Origin of the sequence: Spirillospora sp. NPDC047279 (assembly GCF_040643285.1) — a bacterium.
Lineage (GTDB): Bacteria > Actinomycetota > Actinomycetes > Streptosporangiales > Streptosporangiaceae > Spirillospora.
The window spans coordinates 235179-249364 of record NZ_JBEYUA010000004.1 but is presented as its reverse complement, the minus strand read 5'-3'; the positions used below and the strand labels follow the sequence as shown (position 1 = coordinate 249364).

At 63.3% G+C, this 14186-nt stretch carries 27 protein-coding genes; 6 read left to right on the top strand and 21 right to left on the bottom strand.

The annotated features are described in order from the left end of the window. Positions 1-42: 42 nt before the first annotated feature. The 18 genes from ABZ810_RS11600 to ABZ810_RS11515 form a co-directional block, all read right to left on the bottom strand. Positions 43-381 carry an Lsr2 family protein gene (locus ABZ810_RS11600; RefSeq protein WP_358402183.1) on the bottom strand — a complete coding sequence of 113 codons (339 nt, stop codon included), beginning with the start codon at positions 379-381 and terminating at the stop codon, positions 43-45. Positions 382-392: 11 nt separating this feature from the next. Beyond that, the gene (locus tag ABZ810_RS11595) at positions 393-647 is read right to left on the bottom strand and encodes a hypothetical protein (RefSeq protein ID WP_358402181.1); all 255 of its coding nucleotides are present in this window, start codon (positions 645-647) and stop codon (positions 393-395) included. Further along, a complete protein-coding gene (locus tag ABZ810_RS11590; protein ID WP_358402179.1) occupies positions 644-1183 on the bottom strand; it encodes a transcription elongation protein SprT in 540 nt (179 codons plus the stop codon). The genes ABZ810_RS11595 and ABZ810_RS11590 overlap by 4 nt, the downstream gene beginning before the upstream one ends. After that, positions 1152-1895: a hypothetical protein gene (locus ABZ810_RS11585; RefSeq protein WP_358402177.1), complete on the bottom strand. Its 744-nt coding sequence runs from the start codon at positions 1893-1895 to the stop codon at positions 1152-1154. Before ABZ810_RS11585 ends, ABZ810_RS11590 begins: the two co-directional genes overlap by 32 nt. Next, positions 1892-3145 carry a DUF3987 domain-containing protein gene (locus tag ABZ810_RS11580; protein ID WP_358402175.1) on the bottom strand — a complete coding sequence of 418 codons (1254 nt, stop codon included), beginning with the start codon at positions 3143-3145 and terminating at the stop codon, positions 1892-1894. Before ABZ810_RS11580 ends, ABZ810_RS11585 begins: the two co-directional genes overlap by 4 nt. An 85-nt stretch (positions 3146-3230) precedes the next feature. Next, entirely contained in the window at positions 3231-3428 is a 198-nt protein-coding gene (locus ABZ810_RS11575; RefSeq protein ID WP_358402173.1) for a hypothetical protein, read from the bottom strand. Next, positions 3425-3664 carry a hypothetical protein gene (locus tag ABZ810_RS11570; protein ID WP_358402171.1) on the bottom strand — a complete coding sequence of 80 codons (240 nt, stop codon included), beginning with the start codon at positions 3662-3664 and terminating at the stop codon, positions 3425-3427. The genes ABZ810_RS11575 and ABZ810_RS11570 overlap by 4 nt, the downstream gene beginning before the upstream one ends. Further along, on the bottom strand, positions 3664-3843 hold the full coding sequence (locus ABZ810_RS11565) for a hypothetical protein (RefSeq protein ID WP_358402169.1): 180 nt from the start codon (positions 3841-3843) through the stop codon (positions 3664-3666). The genes ABZ810_RS11570 and ABZ810_RS11565 overlap by 1 nt, the downstream gene beginning before the upstream one ends. Further along, the gene (locus ABZ810_RS11560) at positions 3843-4061 is read right to left on the bottom strand and encodes a hypothetical protein (protein WP_358402167.1); all 219 of its coding nucleotides are present in this window, start codon (positions 4059-4061) and stop codon (positions 3843-3845) included. The genes ABZ810_RS11565 and ABZ810_RS11560 overlap by 1 nt, the downstream gene beginning before the upstream one ends. A 113-nt stretch (positions 4062-4174) precedes the next feature. Next, complete coding sequence (locus tag ABZ810_RS11555) at positions 4175-4300, bottom strand: hypothetical protein (RefSeq protein WP_358402165.1); 126 nt, start codon at positions 4298-4300, stop codon at positions 4175-4177. 73 nt (positions 4301-4373) lie between these two features. Next, complete coding sequence (locus ABZ810_RS11550; protein ID WP_358402163.1) at positions 4374-4886, bottom strand: antirestriction protein ArdA; 513 nt, start codon at positions 4884-4886, stop codon at positions 4374-4376. A gap of 63 nt (positions 4887-4949) precedes the next feature. Beyond that, entirely contained in the window at positions 4950-5258 is a 309-nt protein-coding gene (locus ABZ810_RS11545; protein WP_358402161.1) for a hypothetical protein, read from the bottom strand. Between the two features lie 49 nt (positions 5259-5307). Further along, positions 5308-6096 (bottom strand): hypothetical protein, encoded by a 789-nt coding sequence (locus tag ABZ810_RS11540; RefSeq protein ID WP_358402160.1) that lies wholly within the window; start codon positions 6094-6096, stop codon positions 5308-5310. Positions 6097-6251: 155 nt separating this feature from the next. After that, the gene (locus ABZ810_RS11535) at positions 6252-6494 is read right to left on the bottom strand and encodes a hypothetical protein (protein WP_358402158.1); all 243 of its coding nucleotides are present in this window, start codon (positions 6492-6494) and stop codon (positions 6252-6254) included. Positions 6495-6741: 247 nt separating this feature from the next. Continuing rightward, the gene (locus ABZ810_RS11530) at positions 6742-6984 is read right to left on the bottom strand and encodes a hypothetical protein (protein ID WP_358402156.1); all 243 of its coding nucleotides are present in this window, start codon (positions 6982-6984) and stop codon (positions 6742-6744) included. Positions 6985-7046: 62 nt separating this feature from the next. Continuing rightward, positions 7047-7238 (bottom strand): hypothetical protein, encoded by a 192-nt coding sequence (locus tag ABZ810_RS11525; protein ID WP_358402154.1) that lies wholly within the window; start codon positions 7236-7238, stop codon positions 7047-7049. A gap of 146 nt (positions 7239-7384) precedes the next feature. Further along, on the bottom strand, positions 7385-7765 hold the full coding sequence (locus ABZ810_RS11520; RefSeq protein WP_358402152.1) for a hypothetical protein: 381 nt from the start codon (positions 7763-7765) through the stop codon (positions 7385-7387). Positions 7766-9197: 1432 nt separating this feature from the next. Beyond that, positions 9198-9674: a hypothetical protein gene (locus ABZ810_RS11515; RefSeq protein ID WP_358402150.1), complete on the bottom strand. Its 477-nt coding sequence runs from the start codon at positions 9672-9674 to the stop codon at positions 9198-9200. A gap of 133 nt (positions 9675-9807) precedes the next feature. On the opposite strand from ABZ810_RS11515, the gene ABZ810_RS11510 reads away from it, so the two are divergent. Then, on the top strand, positions 9808-10182 hold the full coding sequence (locus ABZ810_RS11510) for a hypothetical protein (RefSeq protein WP_358402148.1): 375 nt from the start codon (positions 9808-9810) through the stop codon (positions 10180-10182). A 33-nt stretch (positions 10183-10215) separates the two neighbouring features. Here the strand turns inward: ABZ810_RS11510 and ABZ810_RS11505 are convergent, their stop codons facing one another. From ABZ810_RS11505 to ABZ810_RS11495, 3 genes are all read right to left on the bottom strand, one after another. Further along, positions 10216-10563 carry a hypothetical protein gene (locus tag ABZ810_RS11505; protein WP_358402146.1) on the bottom strand — a complete coding sequence of 116 codons (348 nt, stop codon included), beginning with the start codon at positions 10561-10563 and terminating at the stop codon, positions 10216-10218. Positions 10564-10765: 202 nt separating this feature from the next. Next, positions 10766-10954 carry a DUF397 domain-containing protein gene (locus ABZ810_RS11500; RefSeq protein ID WP_358402144.1) on the bottom strand — a complete coding sequence of 63 codons (189 nt, stop codon included), beginning with the start codon at positions 10952-10954 and terminating at the stop codon, positions 10766-10768. Then, the gene (locus tag ABZ810_RS11495; RefSeq protein WP_358402143.1) at positions 10951-11769 is read right to left on the bottom strand and encodes a helix-turn-helix transcriptional regulator; all 819 of its coding nucleotides are present in this window, start codon (positions 11767-11769) and stop codon (positions 10951-10953) included. The genes ABZ810_RS11500 and ABZ810_RS11495 overlap by 4 nt, the downstream gene beginning before the upstream one ends. A 258-nt stretch (positions 11770-12027) precedes the next feature. On the opposite strand from ABZ810_RS11495, the gene ABZ810_RS11490 reads away from it, so the two are divergent. The 5 genes from ABZ810_RS11490 to ABZ810_RS11470 all read left to right on the top strand — a co-directional run bounded on the left by ABZ810_RS11490 (position 12028) and on the right by ABZ810_RS11470 (position 13888). Then, positions 12028-12165, top strand: coding sequence for a hypothetical protein (locus ABZ810_RS11490; RefSeq protein ID WP_358402141.1), 138 nt, complete (start codon positions 12028-12030; stop codon positions 12163-12165). A 375-nt stretch (positions 12166-12540) separates the two neighbouring features. After that, positions 12541-12873 carry a hypothetical protein gene (locus tag ABZ810_RS11485; protein WP_358402139.1) on the top strand — a complete coding sequence of 111 codons (333 nt, stop codon included), beginning with the start codon at positions 12541-12543 and terminating at the stop codon, positions 12871-12873. Further along, the gene (locus ABZ810_RS11480; protein ID WP_358402137.1) at positions 12857-13141 is read left to right on the top strand and encodes a hypothetical protein; all 285 of its coding nucleotides are present in this window, start codon (positions 12857-12859) and stop codon (positions 13139-13141) included. The genes ABZ810_RS11485 and ABZ810_RS11480 overlap by 17 nt, the downstream gene beginning before the upstream one ends. An 87-nt stretch (positions 13142-13228) precedes the next feature. Next, a complete protein-coding gene (locus tag ABZ810_RS11475; RefSeq protein ID WP_358402135.1) occupies positions 13229-13423 on the top strand; it encodes a DUF397 domain-containing protein in 195 nt (64 codons plus the stop codon). Positions 13424-13483: 60 nt separating this feature from the next. Continuing rightward, positions 13484-13888 carry a hypothetical protein gene (locus ABZ810_RS11470; RefSeq protein ID WP_358402133.1) on the top strand — a complete coding sequence of 135 codons (405 nt, stop codon included), beginning with the start codon at positions 13484-13486 and terminating at the stop codon, positions 13886-13888. The last annotated feature ends 298 nt before the right edge of the window (positions 13889-14186 follow it).

Sequence of the window (14186 nt, the reverse complement as noted above, 5' to 3'; positions counted from 1 at the left end):
CCCGGCCCGTAGGCCGGGGCACATCAGGGGTTTGGTTGGGGACTAGGCGGCGTGCGCGGCGTCGTACCGCTGCTCAACCCAGATCGGGAGGCGGCCTCGCTCGCTCAGGTTCTGCATCCCCGGCTGCGTCCTTGCCCAGGCACGGATCGCCTGCGCCCTGGACACTCCGCCCGTGTCCTGCGAACGGGTGCGGTTCGTCAGCGCCATCCGACCCTGTCGGCGCGAGTGGTTGATGAACGGCGCAAGCGCCTCACGCAGCTCCTTGGCGTGAACGTCGCTCAGGTCGATCTTGTAGAGGGAGCCGTCGAGTCCGAAGGAGACGGTCTCGGCCGCCTCGGTGCCGTCGATGTCGTCCACGAGGGTGATGATGGTCTTCTGCAAGGTGGTTCCTCTCAGGGGGTGTCGGCGGGGATGAGCGTGCGGAGAATGGTGAGCTGGATCTTGGCCCGTTCAGCGTGAGCCAAGATGTTTTTGAGCGCGTTTCCGATGCTGTCCAGATCGAGCATTTCCGGGCAGTCGGTCATGCCCTCCATGCGGTACGACGTTTCCTCGCCGTAGTCCGCGGCCGTCTCGACATGCTCTTTGAGAACGTCCGCGTGAATACGGGCCTGCGCCCTCCATTCAGGCCACTTGGTCTCCTCGCTCAAGCGACCACCCCCATCACTTCGCCACACGGGCACGTCGGTGCACCCATGTCCTCAATCCAGGAACGGGTCATTCGCAGCGTGTAGGTCTTGGTCTCGTCCTCTCCATGCTGGACCGGACAGACGAGCTTGATCATGCGCGTGGTCTGCTTCTTTCTTCCGACACCTCCTTGAAGGGCTGCGTGCGGGTAGGGGCCAAGCCCCCGCAGCACCATGGCGGCGAGTGACCCGACCAGTTCTTGGGTGGGGACTGTGGCAGTCATCTGTCCGGTGAGCCCGAGGCCGGTGGCCAGCTTTTTGAACGCCGGCCCATGCTGCGTTCCTACGGGCAGTGCAGCGTGGACCACCTCGTGAAGCAGCGTGGCCAGGACCTCGATCGGGTTGTCCAGGTACGGGTGTATGAGCAGGTGGGGGCGGCCGTCCTTCGACGTGTAGTGGCACTGGCCGATCGCCCGACCCTTAGCCCCGGTGCTGGGGAAGGAAACGCTGACGTACACCTCGGGCACTTCATGCTGCAACTCCTCGAACCAGGGCGTCATCCTGTCGATGGCTGCCCTCAGCCATCCCTCTCGTGTCGTCTCCCACATTCCGTGAACCCCCCTTTCCGTCAGGGCCGAAGGCAAGAACGAAGTCCTCCATGCATTCCTCGGAGCAGAACTCGGCCGACAGGATCAGCGACTTGCGCTCACAACAGAACGAGCACCGATCCGTGTGCGAGGCCTCATCCGGGTCGTCCACGTACTGACCGCCGTGGACCAGAACCGAGTCCGTGATGTCGCGTGCAAACACGTCGTGCGCGAACGTCTCGAACTTCCACCAGTTGTGATTGGCCTTGAGCCAGGCCATCGCCTCGTCCGACTCTCTGGCGAGCCTGGCGTTCTCCAGGATTCGCCAGCGAACGTCGCCGTAGCCGTCAGCGTCGGAGATCGTGAGACCCATGTCCGGAAGGCCGTCTGGCCCGCACTTGTGGAAGACACCCGATCGACCGTTCACGGTCTCGTCGTCGTCTCCTGTGGCTCCCCAGACGTACCGAGCCTCTCGGCGGATTGCCTGGCCATTCGTGAGCCAGAGATCCCCGAACCTGGAGACCGCACGTCCCTTGGAGTGCCGGTCAACTCGCAGGTCCTTTTGCCGGTCCTGCTTGCGCTTGGCCCCCTTCTTGCAGCCGGGGCAGTATCGGGGCTTCCGCCCCGAGCCCCGCCACTCCATTCGCTCCTTGCAGCCCGACCCCTGGCACTTCAGCTTGGTCAAGCCACGGTCTCCAGTTCCTCGGCCTCTTCGGTCTCCTCGGTCTCCTCAACCAGGCGCAGCATGATCGGCGGACGTCCACCGGAGGACTCGCCCTTGAACCGCTCGACCTGGGGAAGCTGACCGAGGGCGCGGTTGATCTCGACGAGCTTGACGTTGCGTCCGACCACGTCCCAGACCTCGGTCATGCTCATTGGGACGCGCTCCATCGACTCCATGTCGATGTTGTCCTCCAGGGCGTGGAGGATCTTCTGCGAGAGGGACTCTCCGCCCGTCTCCGGGAGGACGTACCGAACGCTGTCCACGCTGTACTTGATGAGGGCCAGTGCGCTGTCCAGGTCCTCGACCGTGATCTCCGTCCGCCTGTCCGCCAGGGCGTACAGAGCGCTGATCCGGATCATGTAGGCAAGAGCCCGCTCGGCCATCTCCGACAGGGCCTCGTTGTCCTCGGTGAGCCCTTCACACACGGGGCGGTGGTGCTCCTCGAACCTGGCTGCAACCTCAGCCGGCACCTTGACCACCGGCTGTGTCTCACGGGCCCAGAAGCCAAGTCTCTGGAGCTGCTCGGCGGCGGCGCGAACAACCTCGGTTGTGTCCGGGCCTCCGAAAACTGGGACCCGCTTGCTCTTTTCCACGTAGACCGCGAGGAACCTGTTGTAGGTACCTCCGGTAGCGTCCTTGGACCCTGAGATCGCGCCCCAGTTCTTCGGCTGCACGTGCCCGATGAACCCGATATGCGGGTTCGACACTTCCATGTCAGCCTTGGCCGTCTTGTGAGTGATCGCCTCCCCGTCCCAAGCCTTACGCAGGTAGACGCCCACTTTGACGTCCCTCTTGGCATTGGCCACGAAGGTGTCCATCTCCTCCTCGATCACGAAGAGGCTGGAGCTGCGGTGCTCGGTCAGCGTGGTCATGAAGCCGAGGCCGGTGGCCTGAAAGCCGTGGATCACGTGGGCCGCACCCCAGGCTTTGAAGCCATTCTTGATCACGGGCATCGAGGCCCTTGCCGTGGCGCCCTTGCGGCCCTTGCCGGAAACGCCGACCAGAACGAACCAGCATGCCAGCGGGGATGTGCCCCGCCCGGTCTCAACCCGGACCTCCGGGCCGATGTAGGCGCTGAAGGCCGACATCAGCGTGACCATCACGCCGACCTTGGCGCCTTCGCAGTACGGGTCCAGGGCCTCGGCCAGGTCCCCGAAGGGGTTGTCGAACGCGGTCTCATCGATTACGGGGGTAGCCTTCTTGGTAGCCATTCCAGTGTCCTTTCGGAGAGTGGATTCGGGCAGGACACAAAGAAGGCCGGACCCGTAGGCCCGGCCTTCAATGAATCCGTCCGAGTTAGTTGCTGTGCGCCTTCACGCCGAGCACACCGGCGAGGTAGTGGACGATGTCCGATGCTTCGTCGTCGGACGATTCCCATTCGGTGTAGTGGGTGGGGTTGGTGAGCGCGCCGTCGCGTTCGCTGATGTCCTCGCGGTCTTCCAGCCAGGACTGCACGCGGTCGCTCAGTCCGACCAGGGCGGCCATGTCGATCACTCGTCCTCGCTCTCATAATGCGCGTCTCCGAGCTCGTCGAACTCGGCATGGCACTCCACGATTGAGTCGGCCACGTCGTCTTTGCCGAACACGACAAACAGATGAGCCAGCGTCTCCGCCTCATCGCAGTTCAGCGTGCAGCCGTAATTGTGGGGCAGGTCCTGGGCCAGATCGGCCCAGATCTTCACGAACTCCCGCGCAACCTCGACGATTTCTGCGTCCGTGAAGGTGCTCATTAGGCGACCACCTGCTTTCCCACACACTCCGGGCAGTGGATCTCGTCCTCCGTGCGAACCCAGCCAGCGGCTTCCGCTCGGGTGAGTGCCTCGTTCTCATCGAAGTTGTCGGGAGCGTCGTGCACGTCGCTACAGCCATCGCAGACGGCCTCGTAGACGAGCCATTCCTGAAGCGCCATCAGTACCCCTCCAACTCCGTCCAGTTCTGAACCTTCTTCTCCTTCACCTGAAAGATCTCGGCGTAGTGGTTGTGGTCGTTGATCTCATACCAGGACCGCGCCTCGGCCAGGAACTCCGAGACGGAAGCAAACTGGCTGCTGTCGAGCGTCTTCTCCCAGGCGTGTACGCCACCGAATGTGCTGACGTACTTGGTCCTCAACTCGTAACGCTTGGTCACCTAACCGCCTTTCGTTCGCTTCTGGATCTTGTCCAAAGCCTTCGGGTCCGTCTTCGGGACCTTCTTGATCGCCTCTTTCTTGAGTTCGCGTCGAAGCGCGTCCTCTGCGCTGATCAGGAATCCCAGAGGTCGTGCGTGTAAACGGACTGGACCTCGTTCGTCTCGTGGTCAGTGCGAATGACCTCGTACTCACCGGAGCGGTTCATCTTGATGCGGTACTCAATGTCGTCGTCATCCATGTGCGAGCCCTTTCCATGTGGCTGATTAGCCATGGCCAAGGCCGGGCACATGGCCCGGCCCCACCAAAGGTCGTCAGATACAGGAGAAGACGTAGACGCCACCACGGGCGTCAATGACTGTGTGTTCCGACTCCCAGGCAACGGTGTCCACCGAGATCCGGAATCCGGGGAAGTTCACATCCCCGTAGACGTCCTCGAAGAACTCCAGCGCGTAGTCCTCAATGGACGACCAGAGGCCGTGATACGCCTCCTCGAAGTAGTCCATCGCGTACGTCAGGTCGTTGCCGTGGTAGCTCAGGAAGGCGGCGAACGCGTCCGGGTCCGACGTCTCGCGCAGCGCCATTTCGAGACGCCACACGTAGTCGGTTCCGGCGTACTCGTGGATCTCCACGGCCGTGTCGAACTCGGTGGACTCGTAGTCGTGGATCGCGAACTCTTCCGCGTCCGGAACCGGCGATGCGGCGAGCATGTCCTCGATCGCGGCGACCAGCTCTTCCTGCGAGTCGTAGTCCTTCAGGTCGAGCCACCGGCCGTGCAGCTCTCCGTCGTTGTACGCGGCGAGACAGGCGACGTAGATGCTGAGCATTGGGCCTCCTCAGGGCATGAGAAAGGCCGCCCGTAGGCGGCCTGGACGTCGTCGGGGGTTTGGCTAGGCGGCGGTCTCGCACTTCTTGTGGGTCGCGCGGGCCTTCGCCCCCGAGGTGGTGACGCAGTGGTCCACTCCGCCACACGGACGGGTAACCGCCGGCGTGAGCTTCTCCGTGAAGTCGGAGGTGTCCACCTGGACCTGAACGGCGAGACGCTCACGGGCGAGACGCTTGGCCTTCAGGTAGCGCCGGTACGTCTTGCGCAGTCGCCGACCCTGCGCAGCGGTGTAGTCCTTGCGCCCGAGCTGGGCGTTCTGCCGGTCGTAGTTGGTCAGTCGGGCGACGATCGGCAGGGCCTTGACGTTGGACATGGGGACACTCCTCATGCGGTACGTGGACGGATGAAAGAAGTCGCGCGATCTACAGGGCTTCGAAGACGCTCATCTGGCCCTTCAGCGGCCACTCGTACGTGGCGTTGATCCAGGCCCCGAGCAGGGCGTAGCCCGTGTCTGTCAGGTCCTCGACCTCGTCCCGGTCGAAGTGCCCCAGCTCGACCCCACGGACGGCCAGGGCCAGGACGAAGGACTCGTCCTTCAGGCCCTCGAAGCGGACGTCACGGTGCCCCTCGGCCTCCGGGTAGATCTGGTGCTCGGACAGCAGCTCCCAGAACTCGTCCTCCATGTCGCCCAGCTCGATGCTGAGCCCGGTGAGCTTCTGGATCTCGCTCTCGGTGTCCATGCGGAGCCACGAGTCCCACGCCTCTTGTGCGCGCTCCTGGATCAGCTCCCCGTTGTCCTGCTCGTCGTACAGCGGGTAGTCGTGCTTGAGGCCGATCAGGATCTTGACCAGTTCCTCCGCCTGCTCTGCGGTCTCAGAGTCGGACCCGAAGTCCGGCTGGATCTGAAGCCCGTAGCCGCAGTGCCCCCACCACCGCGTGTCATTGATCAGGAGGTCCGGGAAGTCGCGGAGCAGCGAACGCTGGTTCGACTCGTTGACGTCGTCCCCGCTGTAGTCCGAGCCCTGCCACGGGCCAATCAGCTCGATCTTGAACTCCGTGTCGGAGCCGTAGCAGAACTCGATCCCGTTCTCCAGGTCCACGATTCCGGAGTCGATCAGCTCCTGGAGAGCGGACGACACCTCCGTGTCATCCATGGTCTCGGGTGCGTCGAGCTGCCAGACGCGGCCATAGTCAGCGTGCAGAACGGTCATGACTTACCTCCGAATCCAGTCCTTGACGAGAAACGCAGCCCCGACGATCAATCCGGCTGCGGATGAGATGGCGACAATGGCCAGCACCTCGGCCATGAGTGGTCCTTTCGTGGGTCCGTATGTCCACCACGAAGCCCCGAAGGGCTCCATGGAAGTCAGGCGGACATGATGCGAGCACGGACGTTGGACAGAAGAGCGGCCTTGGCTTCCTCACATGTGGGCTGCACGACGACCCAGACGTGAGCCCCCTCGCCCATGTCCAGGACGTAGCCGAACGTCTTGTCGCTGTGGTCCTCAACGCGGACCACGTATCCCCAGTACTCGCCGTCGATGAGTAGTGAGTGGGAAGCGAAACCGGTGTCGTCCCACTCCACTTTGAGCTTCCTGAGATTCACCACGTGAGCCCCTTTCAGAGCCAGGTCGACGGGCGCAGGAACTGGCCCCAGTAGACGGAGACAGGAGGGCATTCCGGCCCGCACGTGCGGTTGCCCTGGACCGAGCAGACCCAGACGGGTGCCGAGTCCTCCGGCGCGTTGAATAGCCGGAAGAGCGTGTAAACGACGAGGGCAGCCCCGAGTCCCAGCAAGGCTGCGAGGATGACCTGCTTCCGGCGTGGCGGCTTACGGTGCTTAGCCATGTCGAACCTCACAGGTTGGGCAGAAAATGGGCCATGGCGTGAAGGACGTCGAGCGACTCGACACCCTTGAGGCGAATGACGGCACGCCCCTTGGAGGCGTACGTCCACACGGAGCCAGCCTTGAAGTAGTCCGCGATGGACCACACCTTGTGCGAGTCCTGAAGCGGCATCGAGGCCATGACGTTCCGGGTGCCGTCCGCCATTTGGGCAGACGGGTAGTACGAAATGCCGTTCGCAAACTTGACGGGCATGAATAGCCTCCGATCAGGGTTCGTATGTCTTCCACACGGGCCCCGCAGGGCCCGCGTAGGAGTCAGGCGAACGTCCGGTCGGAGTAGAGGCGGTAGCCGTCCTCGCGATACATTCCGATCAGTTCGTCCGGAGTCGAGATCGAAACCCAGGTGCGGGAGTCATCCCCCTGCCGTTCCGTGACGTAAGTGCCGGTGTCGAGCACCTTGATGCTCGCGGTCTCAGCGGCGTCGAAAATCATGGTGATTTCGCGCATGGAATCCTCCTAGTGGGTGGAATGGGTCGCCCCGTGACGGGCGACAAGACGGGCGTTGTCCTTGAGGGCCTTTTCCAGGTCCTCACGCGTAATTCCGGCGCTCTTGGCCAAGCTTTCGAGCTTGGCTCGGTTCAGCTTCCCGAGGTTCATCCGCACTCCCGCTCTCGCCAGATGCCGGACCCACGCTTGGCGTGGAATTCCTCGTGTGCCTTGGTGTCGTGACCCATGGCCGTGTGCAGGACCTCGGTGAAGTCGGTGCCCATTCCGGCCTGCCGACCAGGGGCCTTGTCCTTAAGCGCAGGGGCCGTGTTCGCCTCCAGGCCATTCCGGGCCTGTTCCTGGCGTTCCAGCGCACGGCGCAGCTTGCGACGGTCCCGAGAGTTGCCCGGCAGGGCCTCGAATCTGTTCTCCAGGCCCAGGCCATTCGGCCTGTCGGAGGTGCGGTAGGGCTTCTTGATGTGCGCACCCTTGGTGCGGTGCTGCGAGTCCTTGCTCCTCAGACGCTCACCGCGCCGGAGGTTGACCATTCGATCCATGGTCCAGGGACCATCTGCGTTCCGTGCCATCTCGCACCTCCTATCAAACTACTGTCAAACTGCTGTTTGAGGGCAAATTTTTTGCCCACGCGGCCGGGCTGAGGATTCGAACCTCGCGTCACCTGTCGCCGGAAGCGACTGGCTACCCACGCAACCTTTGCGGGTTGCCCGGCCTTTGTAGGGTCTGGACAGGTAATGTGCTTGCTTGCATCGCCCCATAGGCGGCTAGGGCCTGTCCGTCATGCGAGCAGAGCCGTCTACTCGCGATTTGTCGAGCGCATTTCGGCGCTCTCACGTGGTGTCGAGTGAGCGAATGCATGGTCATTGGACTCGTCTAGGCGGTCGGGTAGCTGATTCACCGGGCTTCTGTCCGGGGCGTCTCACGACGTTCCGGCGAGCCTGCCAGCGAGGGCATTCCCGAGCGTCCTATGGGCAGTCCTCCGACCCAAAGCACTCTCGACACGCTTTTCAGTTTTCAAGAAACGGCCGCCCGGCCCGCTAGGCCCTACCCCTTCGCGCAGTCACTCCGCTTCCCGGCGCAACCGGGTCACTGGCGTTCATAGTGACTGCCCTACCGCGCCCTTTCGGGCGCTTGGTTACCTCCTAGCGGGAGGCACTTCCGCGAGCGATTCCCGCGCTCCCGGTCGTCGTTGCCGGGCCTTTCTGGCTTCCACCTTAGCGAGGCTCTCGAACTGCTGTCAAACTGCTGTTTCGGAGGAATCTTCGGTGCGGCATCGCCTCGCGATCCGGTCTCCCGCGCCTTCCTCCCGAGCAGTGCGACTTGGCGAGTCGCCCTTTCGGGTTGGCCCCGAATCTAGCGGGCTGTCCAGCCACTGTCAAACTGCTGTGACTTTCCAGTCCAGCCGCCCCTTGCGGGGCAGACTCTCGGGGGCTCCCCCTCGGTGCTCCGCTCCGGTTGGGGCGGTGCTCCGTGGTGGAACGTCTCCATTAAGCGCAGACTGTCAAACTGCTGTCAACACCCGGCCCCTACTTTCTTCCACATGCCCAGGTCAGGGGGCAGAAATTGGCCTGAGACAGGGGCTCAGTAGGGCAGGGCAGGCAGGGCAGAGAGGGCAGGAAACAGGCTCTGAACTGGGCAAACAGGGGCTAGTCAGCGACAGAGGCAGGGCCTGGGACTAAAGAAGGAAGTGCCAGGTGGGGGGCACAGTGGGGGGCGAAAGCCCAGGTCAGAGGGTGGGGGGATACCTACGATCATGCGTATTCACGTGGGAGGGTAGTCTCCCCTCTCCGGGAATGTACGAATCTGGGACATGCCTTTCGGTGTCCTCAGAGGCACCGAAAGTAACGATCTAGCTGGGGAAACGCCTTAGATCACGAGATGGCAAAACTGGGTGCCCTGACAGGCCGGCAGCGATGCCCAGGCAGCCCTCAGCGGGAAGGTGAGCGACTTTCAGTGCAAGCGTCAAAGTACCCAAGACAGGAGGAATTCCAGTAGCTGTATGACGAGACTGATGATAACGAGCAATGTCAGTGTCCCTATGGCGCCCGAAAAGGCACCCCAAGCCTCTTGGACTTTCTTGTTGCCAGCCACCTCAGCGGCTTCTGCGCGAATCGCCCCAGCGACACTTCCGAAAAACCCAAACAGGACAACCAGGCCGATCCTAACCGCTTTCTCAAAGGCGGTATATTCAATGTCGAGAATCCAAAGGCCCAAGAAAAGGGGGAGTGTCGCTACCGAGAGCAGCACGGCGACAGCAGACGTGCCCATAGCCTTAGCTTCCGGCGGAATGCTGAACGCCCAACTGGAGGACTCTTCCCTATGCGGAGACGGCTCTGATTGTCGCTTCAACGCGACAAGGGCGACAGCCAGCGCCGCAACCCCAGCAGTTGCCCCTACTATCGAAGCGATCTTGTCTGCGACCTCCAGGAATGACCCCATGGCGACCAATTTAGCGACGAGCACTAGCCCACGGCACTGGATTCACATTCTGTGGATAACTATGGGGACTGGACCGCTCGCCACGGAACCCCCGACCTGGGGCTGGCCTGGCGGCCGGGAGTACCGTGAAGAGATGAGTCACTGGCACACCATCCTGGTGGAGCGCAAGGACGGCGGTGACGACGTTGCGCTCCAGATACATCTATCGGACCCGAGCCTGGCAACCAGGGAAGCGGCTGACGAGAAGTACCTCAGCCTCGTCATGAGCCTGGCCGGCGCAGCCGCGGCCGAGTCCGTGAGGGAGGGCTTGATCAGTTCCGAGGAGGGTGTTGTCATTCAGGACTGGACAAGAGCCTCTCGGAAGCTCGCCGTTCTGGAGTGCCCCGACGACGACTGCTGGCCGGCCAAGAAGGCGCTCTACGACCGCTTGTCCCGGGAGATCGAAGAGGAGACCGGGAAGCCGGTGTCCGCTCCTCCGCCACCTCCGATCAACTACTCGGAGAGATGAGTAGGCCCCGGCCACTGGCCGGGGCCCCCGTATTTAGTTGAGCCGGAGCTTCTTGCGGAGCCCCTGGAACTCCGGCCGTTGGAGGAGTCGCTCGTGCGCCTCCTCCGTGTACCACATCCCGACCGTGCTGTACTCCTCGGTCCCCTGGGACGCCCCCAGAAGCACCGCACCGTTGAAGAGGCCGTCGTTCTGGTAACTCCAGGCTCCGCCGGCCTGGTCGTAGATGGACCCGTGGGGAATCCGGTACTCGTAGATCCAGCCGTCCTGGTAACGCTGCGCCAGGAGTCTCAGATCCTTGCCGTCCTCGCCGCCGTGACCAAGCTCGACGATCTCGTCAACCGGGTCTAGGGGCCTTCGAGGGCCTAGGGGCTTGGACACCATGCACTTTCTCCCTTGAAACGTTCCATAGCGGGGGAACGAGATCAATCTACGGCGCCCCACAGACAGCTTCGTTCAGTCGATCAGTAACGAATCGACCATATTTGGGCCACTTTGGAGCCGAATCGACAGGCCCAAGGTTCCGAATGCCCCAAAAAGTACGAAAACCCCCCGCGAGATGCGAGGGGTTTTCACGTTCTGGAGGTCAGAGGTCCAGTTCACCCGCCCGGATTCGGCCCACGAGAGTCGCCAGGTCACTTCGGGAGACCGTCAGGTGCCCCTGGGAGGGGGCCTTGCTGTCCCGGAGACCTACCTTTCCATTCAGTTTGGCAAGCTCAACGCAGTCTCCTCCAGTCGAGCTGCTGTAGGACGACTTGCGCCACTGTGCAGTCACTTCATGCTCTCCATAGTCGAGAGGAGCAGGGCCTTGGAGGGGCCCTCAGGCAGGGCTTTCGCCCCGATACGGGCCCATCGTTCTGTCGAAGACCTTACCTCGGAGGTGTCTGACATGAGACGCCCCCCATGGGGCGCCTCTACGTACGAGACCTCGCCGAAGTCGCCCGTCAGGATCTTGAACCCGCCATCCTGTCCCATGTGGGCGCCCTCGGAGAACGGAATTACGCGAACCAGCACGTTAGGAAGCTCGGAAGCTTCGGCAAGGTGTCGAAGCTGGGCCGCCATGACTGCCGGCCCGCCCACATGCCTCAGTAGAACCGCCTGGTCTAGCAGGATGTCGAGCAGGGGCGGGGCCTTTCGTCGCATGATCTCTTGTCGAAGCAGTCTCTCTTCGACCAGATCCTCAACGTTCGGCACTCCTGCGGCCCGGAACGAGGCCGTGGCGTAGTCCTGGGTCTGGAGAATGCCCGGCACCCAGAGTCCCTGGAACGTCCTGATGCCCTTAGCTCGGCCTTCGTAGGAGACGTGCTCCCGGAACCAGTCCGGGTTGTGGCTGCGCCGTGCGAACAGAAGCAGGCGCTGGAAGTGCCCACCGGTCTGCCAGAGGTCATCAAGGATCTTGGCCTCATCATCGTTGATATGACGACGCCCTGCCTCGCAGTTGGAAACGCTGGCAGGGGTGCGGTTGATGATCTCTCCAAGAGCCTCCTGGGACAGACCGTGCTTTTCTCTGTAGAAGCGCAGGTCGTGGGCTAGCCAGGCCCACAGGCTGGTGTTCGGGTCAGGGCGATTCGTCTGCGGCACGTGACGCATGCGGACCTTTCCAATCCTTCCGGAAGGGTGTTCAGAGTAAGTCCCTGACGCCACGCTTGTCACCGAGTCACTACGGATGGAGACAAGGTCATGAGCCTGGACAGGCCTCGCAGAGGGGACGTAGGGCGGACGGTTCCACGGGTCAGCGAGGACGACCCTCTCCCTGGAGGCAAAGCGGAGTCGCAGGGCCGGTGGGGGGAGCCGTACATCTCTGAACAGACGGACTGGCCGACCGTCGCTACGCGACGGCCCCTGACCGTGCACGAGGTCGTCTTCGGCCTCCAGTCCTGCCTGTCCGCGGAAACCTTCAGCCGGCTGACGGAACTGATGGCCGAGCAGGACGAGCTGGCCGCCGCCTACAACGGCCAGCGGACTGCTGTCAGGAACACCCTGTGACTGAGGCGCTTCGGGAGGCGCTCTGGTGGTTGCTGGCCACCTATAGCGGCGGGGTCATCACTGGACTCGTCGTCATGGCTCTGCTGTACCCCCGAGTCTTCGGTAGGGGGTCTGGCCGCCACCACGGGGGGAACGCCGTCCGGTCCTTCCCCGCGTCCGGACCACCATCGAGCCATCCCGGCGCGGCTCCGCCCCTGAGGCATCACCGTTCGCCGACCGTAGGCCCTCCTTCAACCCACCCGCGTCAGCACCGCACGTGGTGAGCCCATACCCCCAAGATCTCCTCCGGCCGCGGCGCGTCCAATCCCAACACGGCACCGGGGTCCAACCGCGGCGCGGCCGGAGGGCACCAACTCCGAAGGCAGCAACGAACCCATGACCTCGGCTGAGGAGGCCCCCCAAGCTGAACGCGCGGAGCGCCACCGCAGACACATCGCCAAGGTGTTCCGCTGGCCGGCCGGAGCCGTGGAGAACACCTGGAGCCTGGAGGCGAAACACCCCCACTGGCAGGTCGGCTACACCAACGGCGAGCTGCCCGTGGGCAGCGAACCCGGCTACTTCGCCCGGCTCCGCCGATCGCCGTCCGGTGGTTACAACCCCCGCCTCGTCGCAGCGACCCCCCGAGGCCTGCACCTAGAGATCGTCCAAGAGGAGGCCCGGTGCGAGTTCAAGTATTGGTTTGGAGGTTCGAGTGACCGCGCTGGCTGATGACCCTCAAAGGCACCTCAAGGGCATGGCGCTGTTGATTCAGGTCGCCAGCCCAACCGTGACCGCGTACTGCTCTGGCGATCCGTTGCTCCTACGGGTGACCTACCGCAACTGGGGCCCGATCAAGGTTGGCAGTGACCCCGATCGCGAGATGTTCGTCCTTCTCACGGAGAACGGTGAGAAAGATCTTGGCCCCCACAAGGCACCTCAGACGGTACTCAGTCGCATTTTGGACAAGGTCAACGCCCCTATGACTGAGCCGGAGTAACCCCCTAGTCCCCTTCGGACGGCGGCCTGCCGTGCGGAGGTTAGTGCGGCAATCAGCCGCGCCCGAGGCCTCTAAGGAGGACGCGCCATGCAGTACGAGTTCCGCCAGTCGTCTGCCTGTTCGGACGGGTGTGGTGGGGCCTGCGTCGAGGTCGCCATCAACCTGCCCGGCATCGTCGCACTCCGCGACTCCAAGACTGACACAACCGTTCAGTTCACCCCGGAGGAGTGGGGAGCCTTCCTCGCTGGCGTCAAGGCCGGCGAGTTCGACATCGCCGCCTGACTCAAACCGAGGGCCCCGTCTTCCCCGGGGCGGGGCCCTCCCTGATGGGAGAATCCCAGCGTGACCGTCCCCGCGTACGACTACGACGCTCCCCTTGCCGACGAACGCGACGACTGGAAGCGAGGCGGTCTTCACTTCCACTGCTACATGGCTCGGATGACCTCTGACTCCTACGGCAACGAGGGGCAGCGGCGGGACCTGTCTTCCCCGCTTCCTCCGCGAGTCATACGGGAGTGGCTTCAGAAGCCTCAGTCAGCACTGCTGCTGACGCCAGCTACGCCGGAAGATGCCGTCGATTGGCTTCGCACTCAGTGGCAGCCGCACGGCGATCGGGACGAGGCCCACTACGCCCGCGCCCTGCACGACCTGCGTTGCGGCAACGATGTCCTCTGGGGCGAGTGGATCAACGCTGCATCCCAGCACCTGCACACGGCCATCGTGGGCACGAACCAGGGGTGCCACTAAGAAAGAAGAAAGCCCCCCGGCAGGAGCCGGGGGGCTGTGACGTGTCAGGCGACGGCGCGGAACTCCGCTAGGACGTCTCTCGCCCAACGGTCGGTTCGCTTGAACCTCTCGGCGAGTTCCGCTGCCGAGGGGAAGTCGTCTTCCGGAAGGGTCTCCAACAGCTTCCGTGCTTCCGCCTTGGCGGAAGCGTTCCGGGGCCTGGCGGGCTTCCGGGGTTCCGGAAGCGCCTTGGGTGCCTCTGCTGGAGGTTCCGAAACCGGAAGCACTTCCGGCAGAAAGGGGCCTTCGGCTTCCGTCA

Excerpts from the sequence above, each read along its gene's own strand:
- ABZ810_RS11510 (WP_358402148.1), top strand. The coding sequence starts at position 9,808 with ATGAGTCACTGGCACACCATCCTGGTGGAGCGCAAGGACGGCGGTGAC.
- ABZ810_RS11475 (WP_358402135.1), top strand. The coding sequence starts at position 13,229 with ATGCAGTACGAGTTCCGCCAGTCGTCTGCCTGTTCGGACGGGTGTGGT.
- ABZ810_RS11520 (WP_358402152.1), bottom strand. The coding sequence starts at position 7,765 with ATGGTCAACCTCCGGCGCGGTGAGCGTCTGAGGAGCAAGGACTCGCAG.
- ABZ810_RS11565 (WP_358402169.1), bottom strand. The coding sequence starts at position 3,843 with ATGGCGCTTCAGGAATGGCTCGTCTACGAGGCCGTCTGCGATGGCTGT.
- ABZ810_RS11545 (WP_358402161.1), bottom strand. The coding sequence starts at position 5,258 with ATGTCCAACGTCAAGGCCCTGCCGATCGTCGCCCGACTGACCAACTAC.
- ABZ810_RS11505 (WP_358402146.1), bottom strand. The coding sequence starts at position 10,563 with ATGGTGTCCAAGCCCCTAGGCCCTCGAAGGCCCCTAGACCCGGTTGAC.
- ABZ810_RS11550 (WP_358402163.1), bottom strand. The coding sequence starts at position 4,886 with ATGCTCAGCATCTACGTCGCCTGTCTCGCCGCGTACAACGACGGAGAG.
- ABZ810_RS11590 (WP_358402179.1), bottom strand. The coding sequence starts at position 1,183 with ATGACGCCCTGGTTCGAGGAGTTGCAGCATGAAGTGCCCGAGGTGTAC.
- ABZ810_RS11515 (WP_358402150.1), bottom strand. The coding sequence starts at position 9,674 with ATGGGGTCATTCCTGGAGGTCGCAGACAAGATCGCTTCGATAGTAGGG.
- ABZ810_RS11495 (WP_358402143.1), bottom strand. The coding sequence starts at position 11,769 with ATGCGTCACGTGCCGCAGACGAATCGCCCTGACCCGAACACCAGCCTG.
- ABZ810_RS11570 (WP_358402171.1), bottom strand. The coding sequence starts at position 3,664 with ATGAGCACCTTCACGGACGCAGAAATCGTCGAGGTTGCGCGGGAGTTC.
- ABZ810_RS11525 (WP_358402154.1), bottom strand. The coding sequence starts at position 7,238 with ATGCGCGAAATCACCATGATTTTCGACGCCGCTGAGACCGCGAGCATC.
- ABZ810_RS11485 (WP_358402139.1), top strand. The coding sequence starts at position 12,541 with ATGACCTCGGCTGAGGAGGCCCCCCAAGCTGAACGCGCGGAGCGCCAC.
- ABZ810_RS11540 (WP_358402160.1), bottom strand. The coding sequence starts at position 6,096 with ATGACCGTTCTGCACGCTGACTATGGCCGCGTCTGGCAGCTCGACGCA.
- ABZ810_RS11555 (WP_358402165.1), bottom strand. The coding sequence starts at position 4,300 with ATGGATGACGACGACATTGAGTACCGCATCAAGATGAACCGCTCCGGT.
- ABZ810_RS11530 (WP_358402156.1), bottom strand. The coding sequence starts at position 6,984 with ATGCCCGTCAAGTTTGCGAACGGCATTTCGTACTACCCGTCTGCCCAA.
- ABZ810_RS11580 (WP_358402175.1), bottom strand. The coding sequence starts at position 3,145 with ATGGCTACCAAGAAGGCTACCCCCGTAATCGATGAGACCGCGTTCGAC.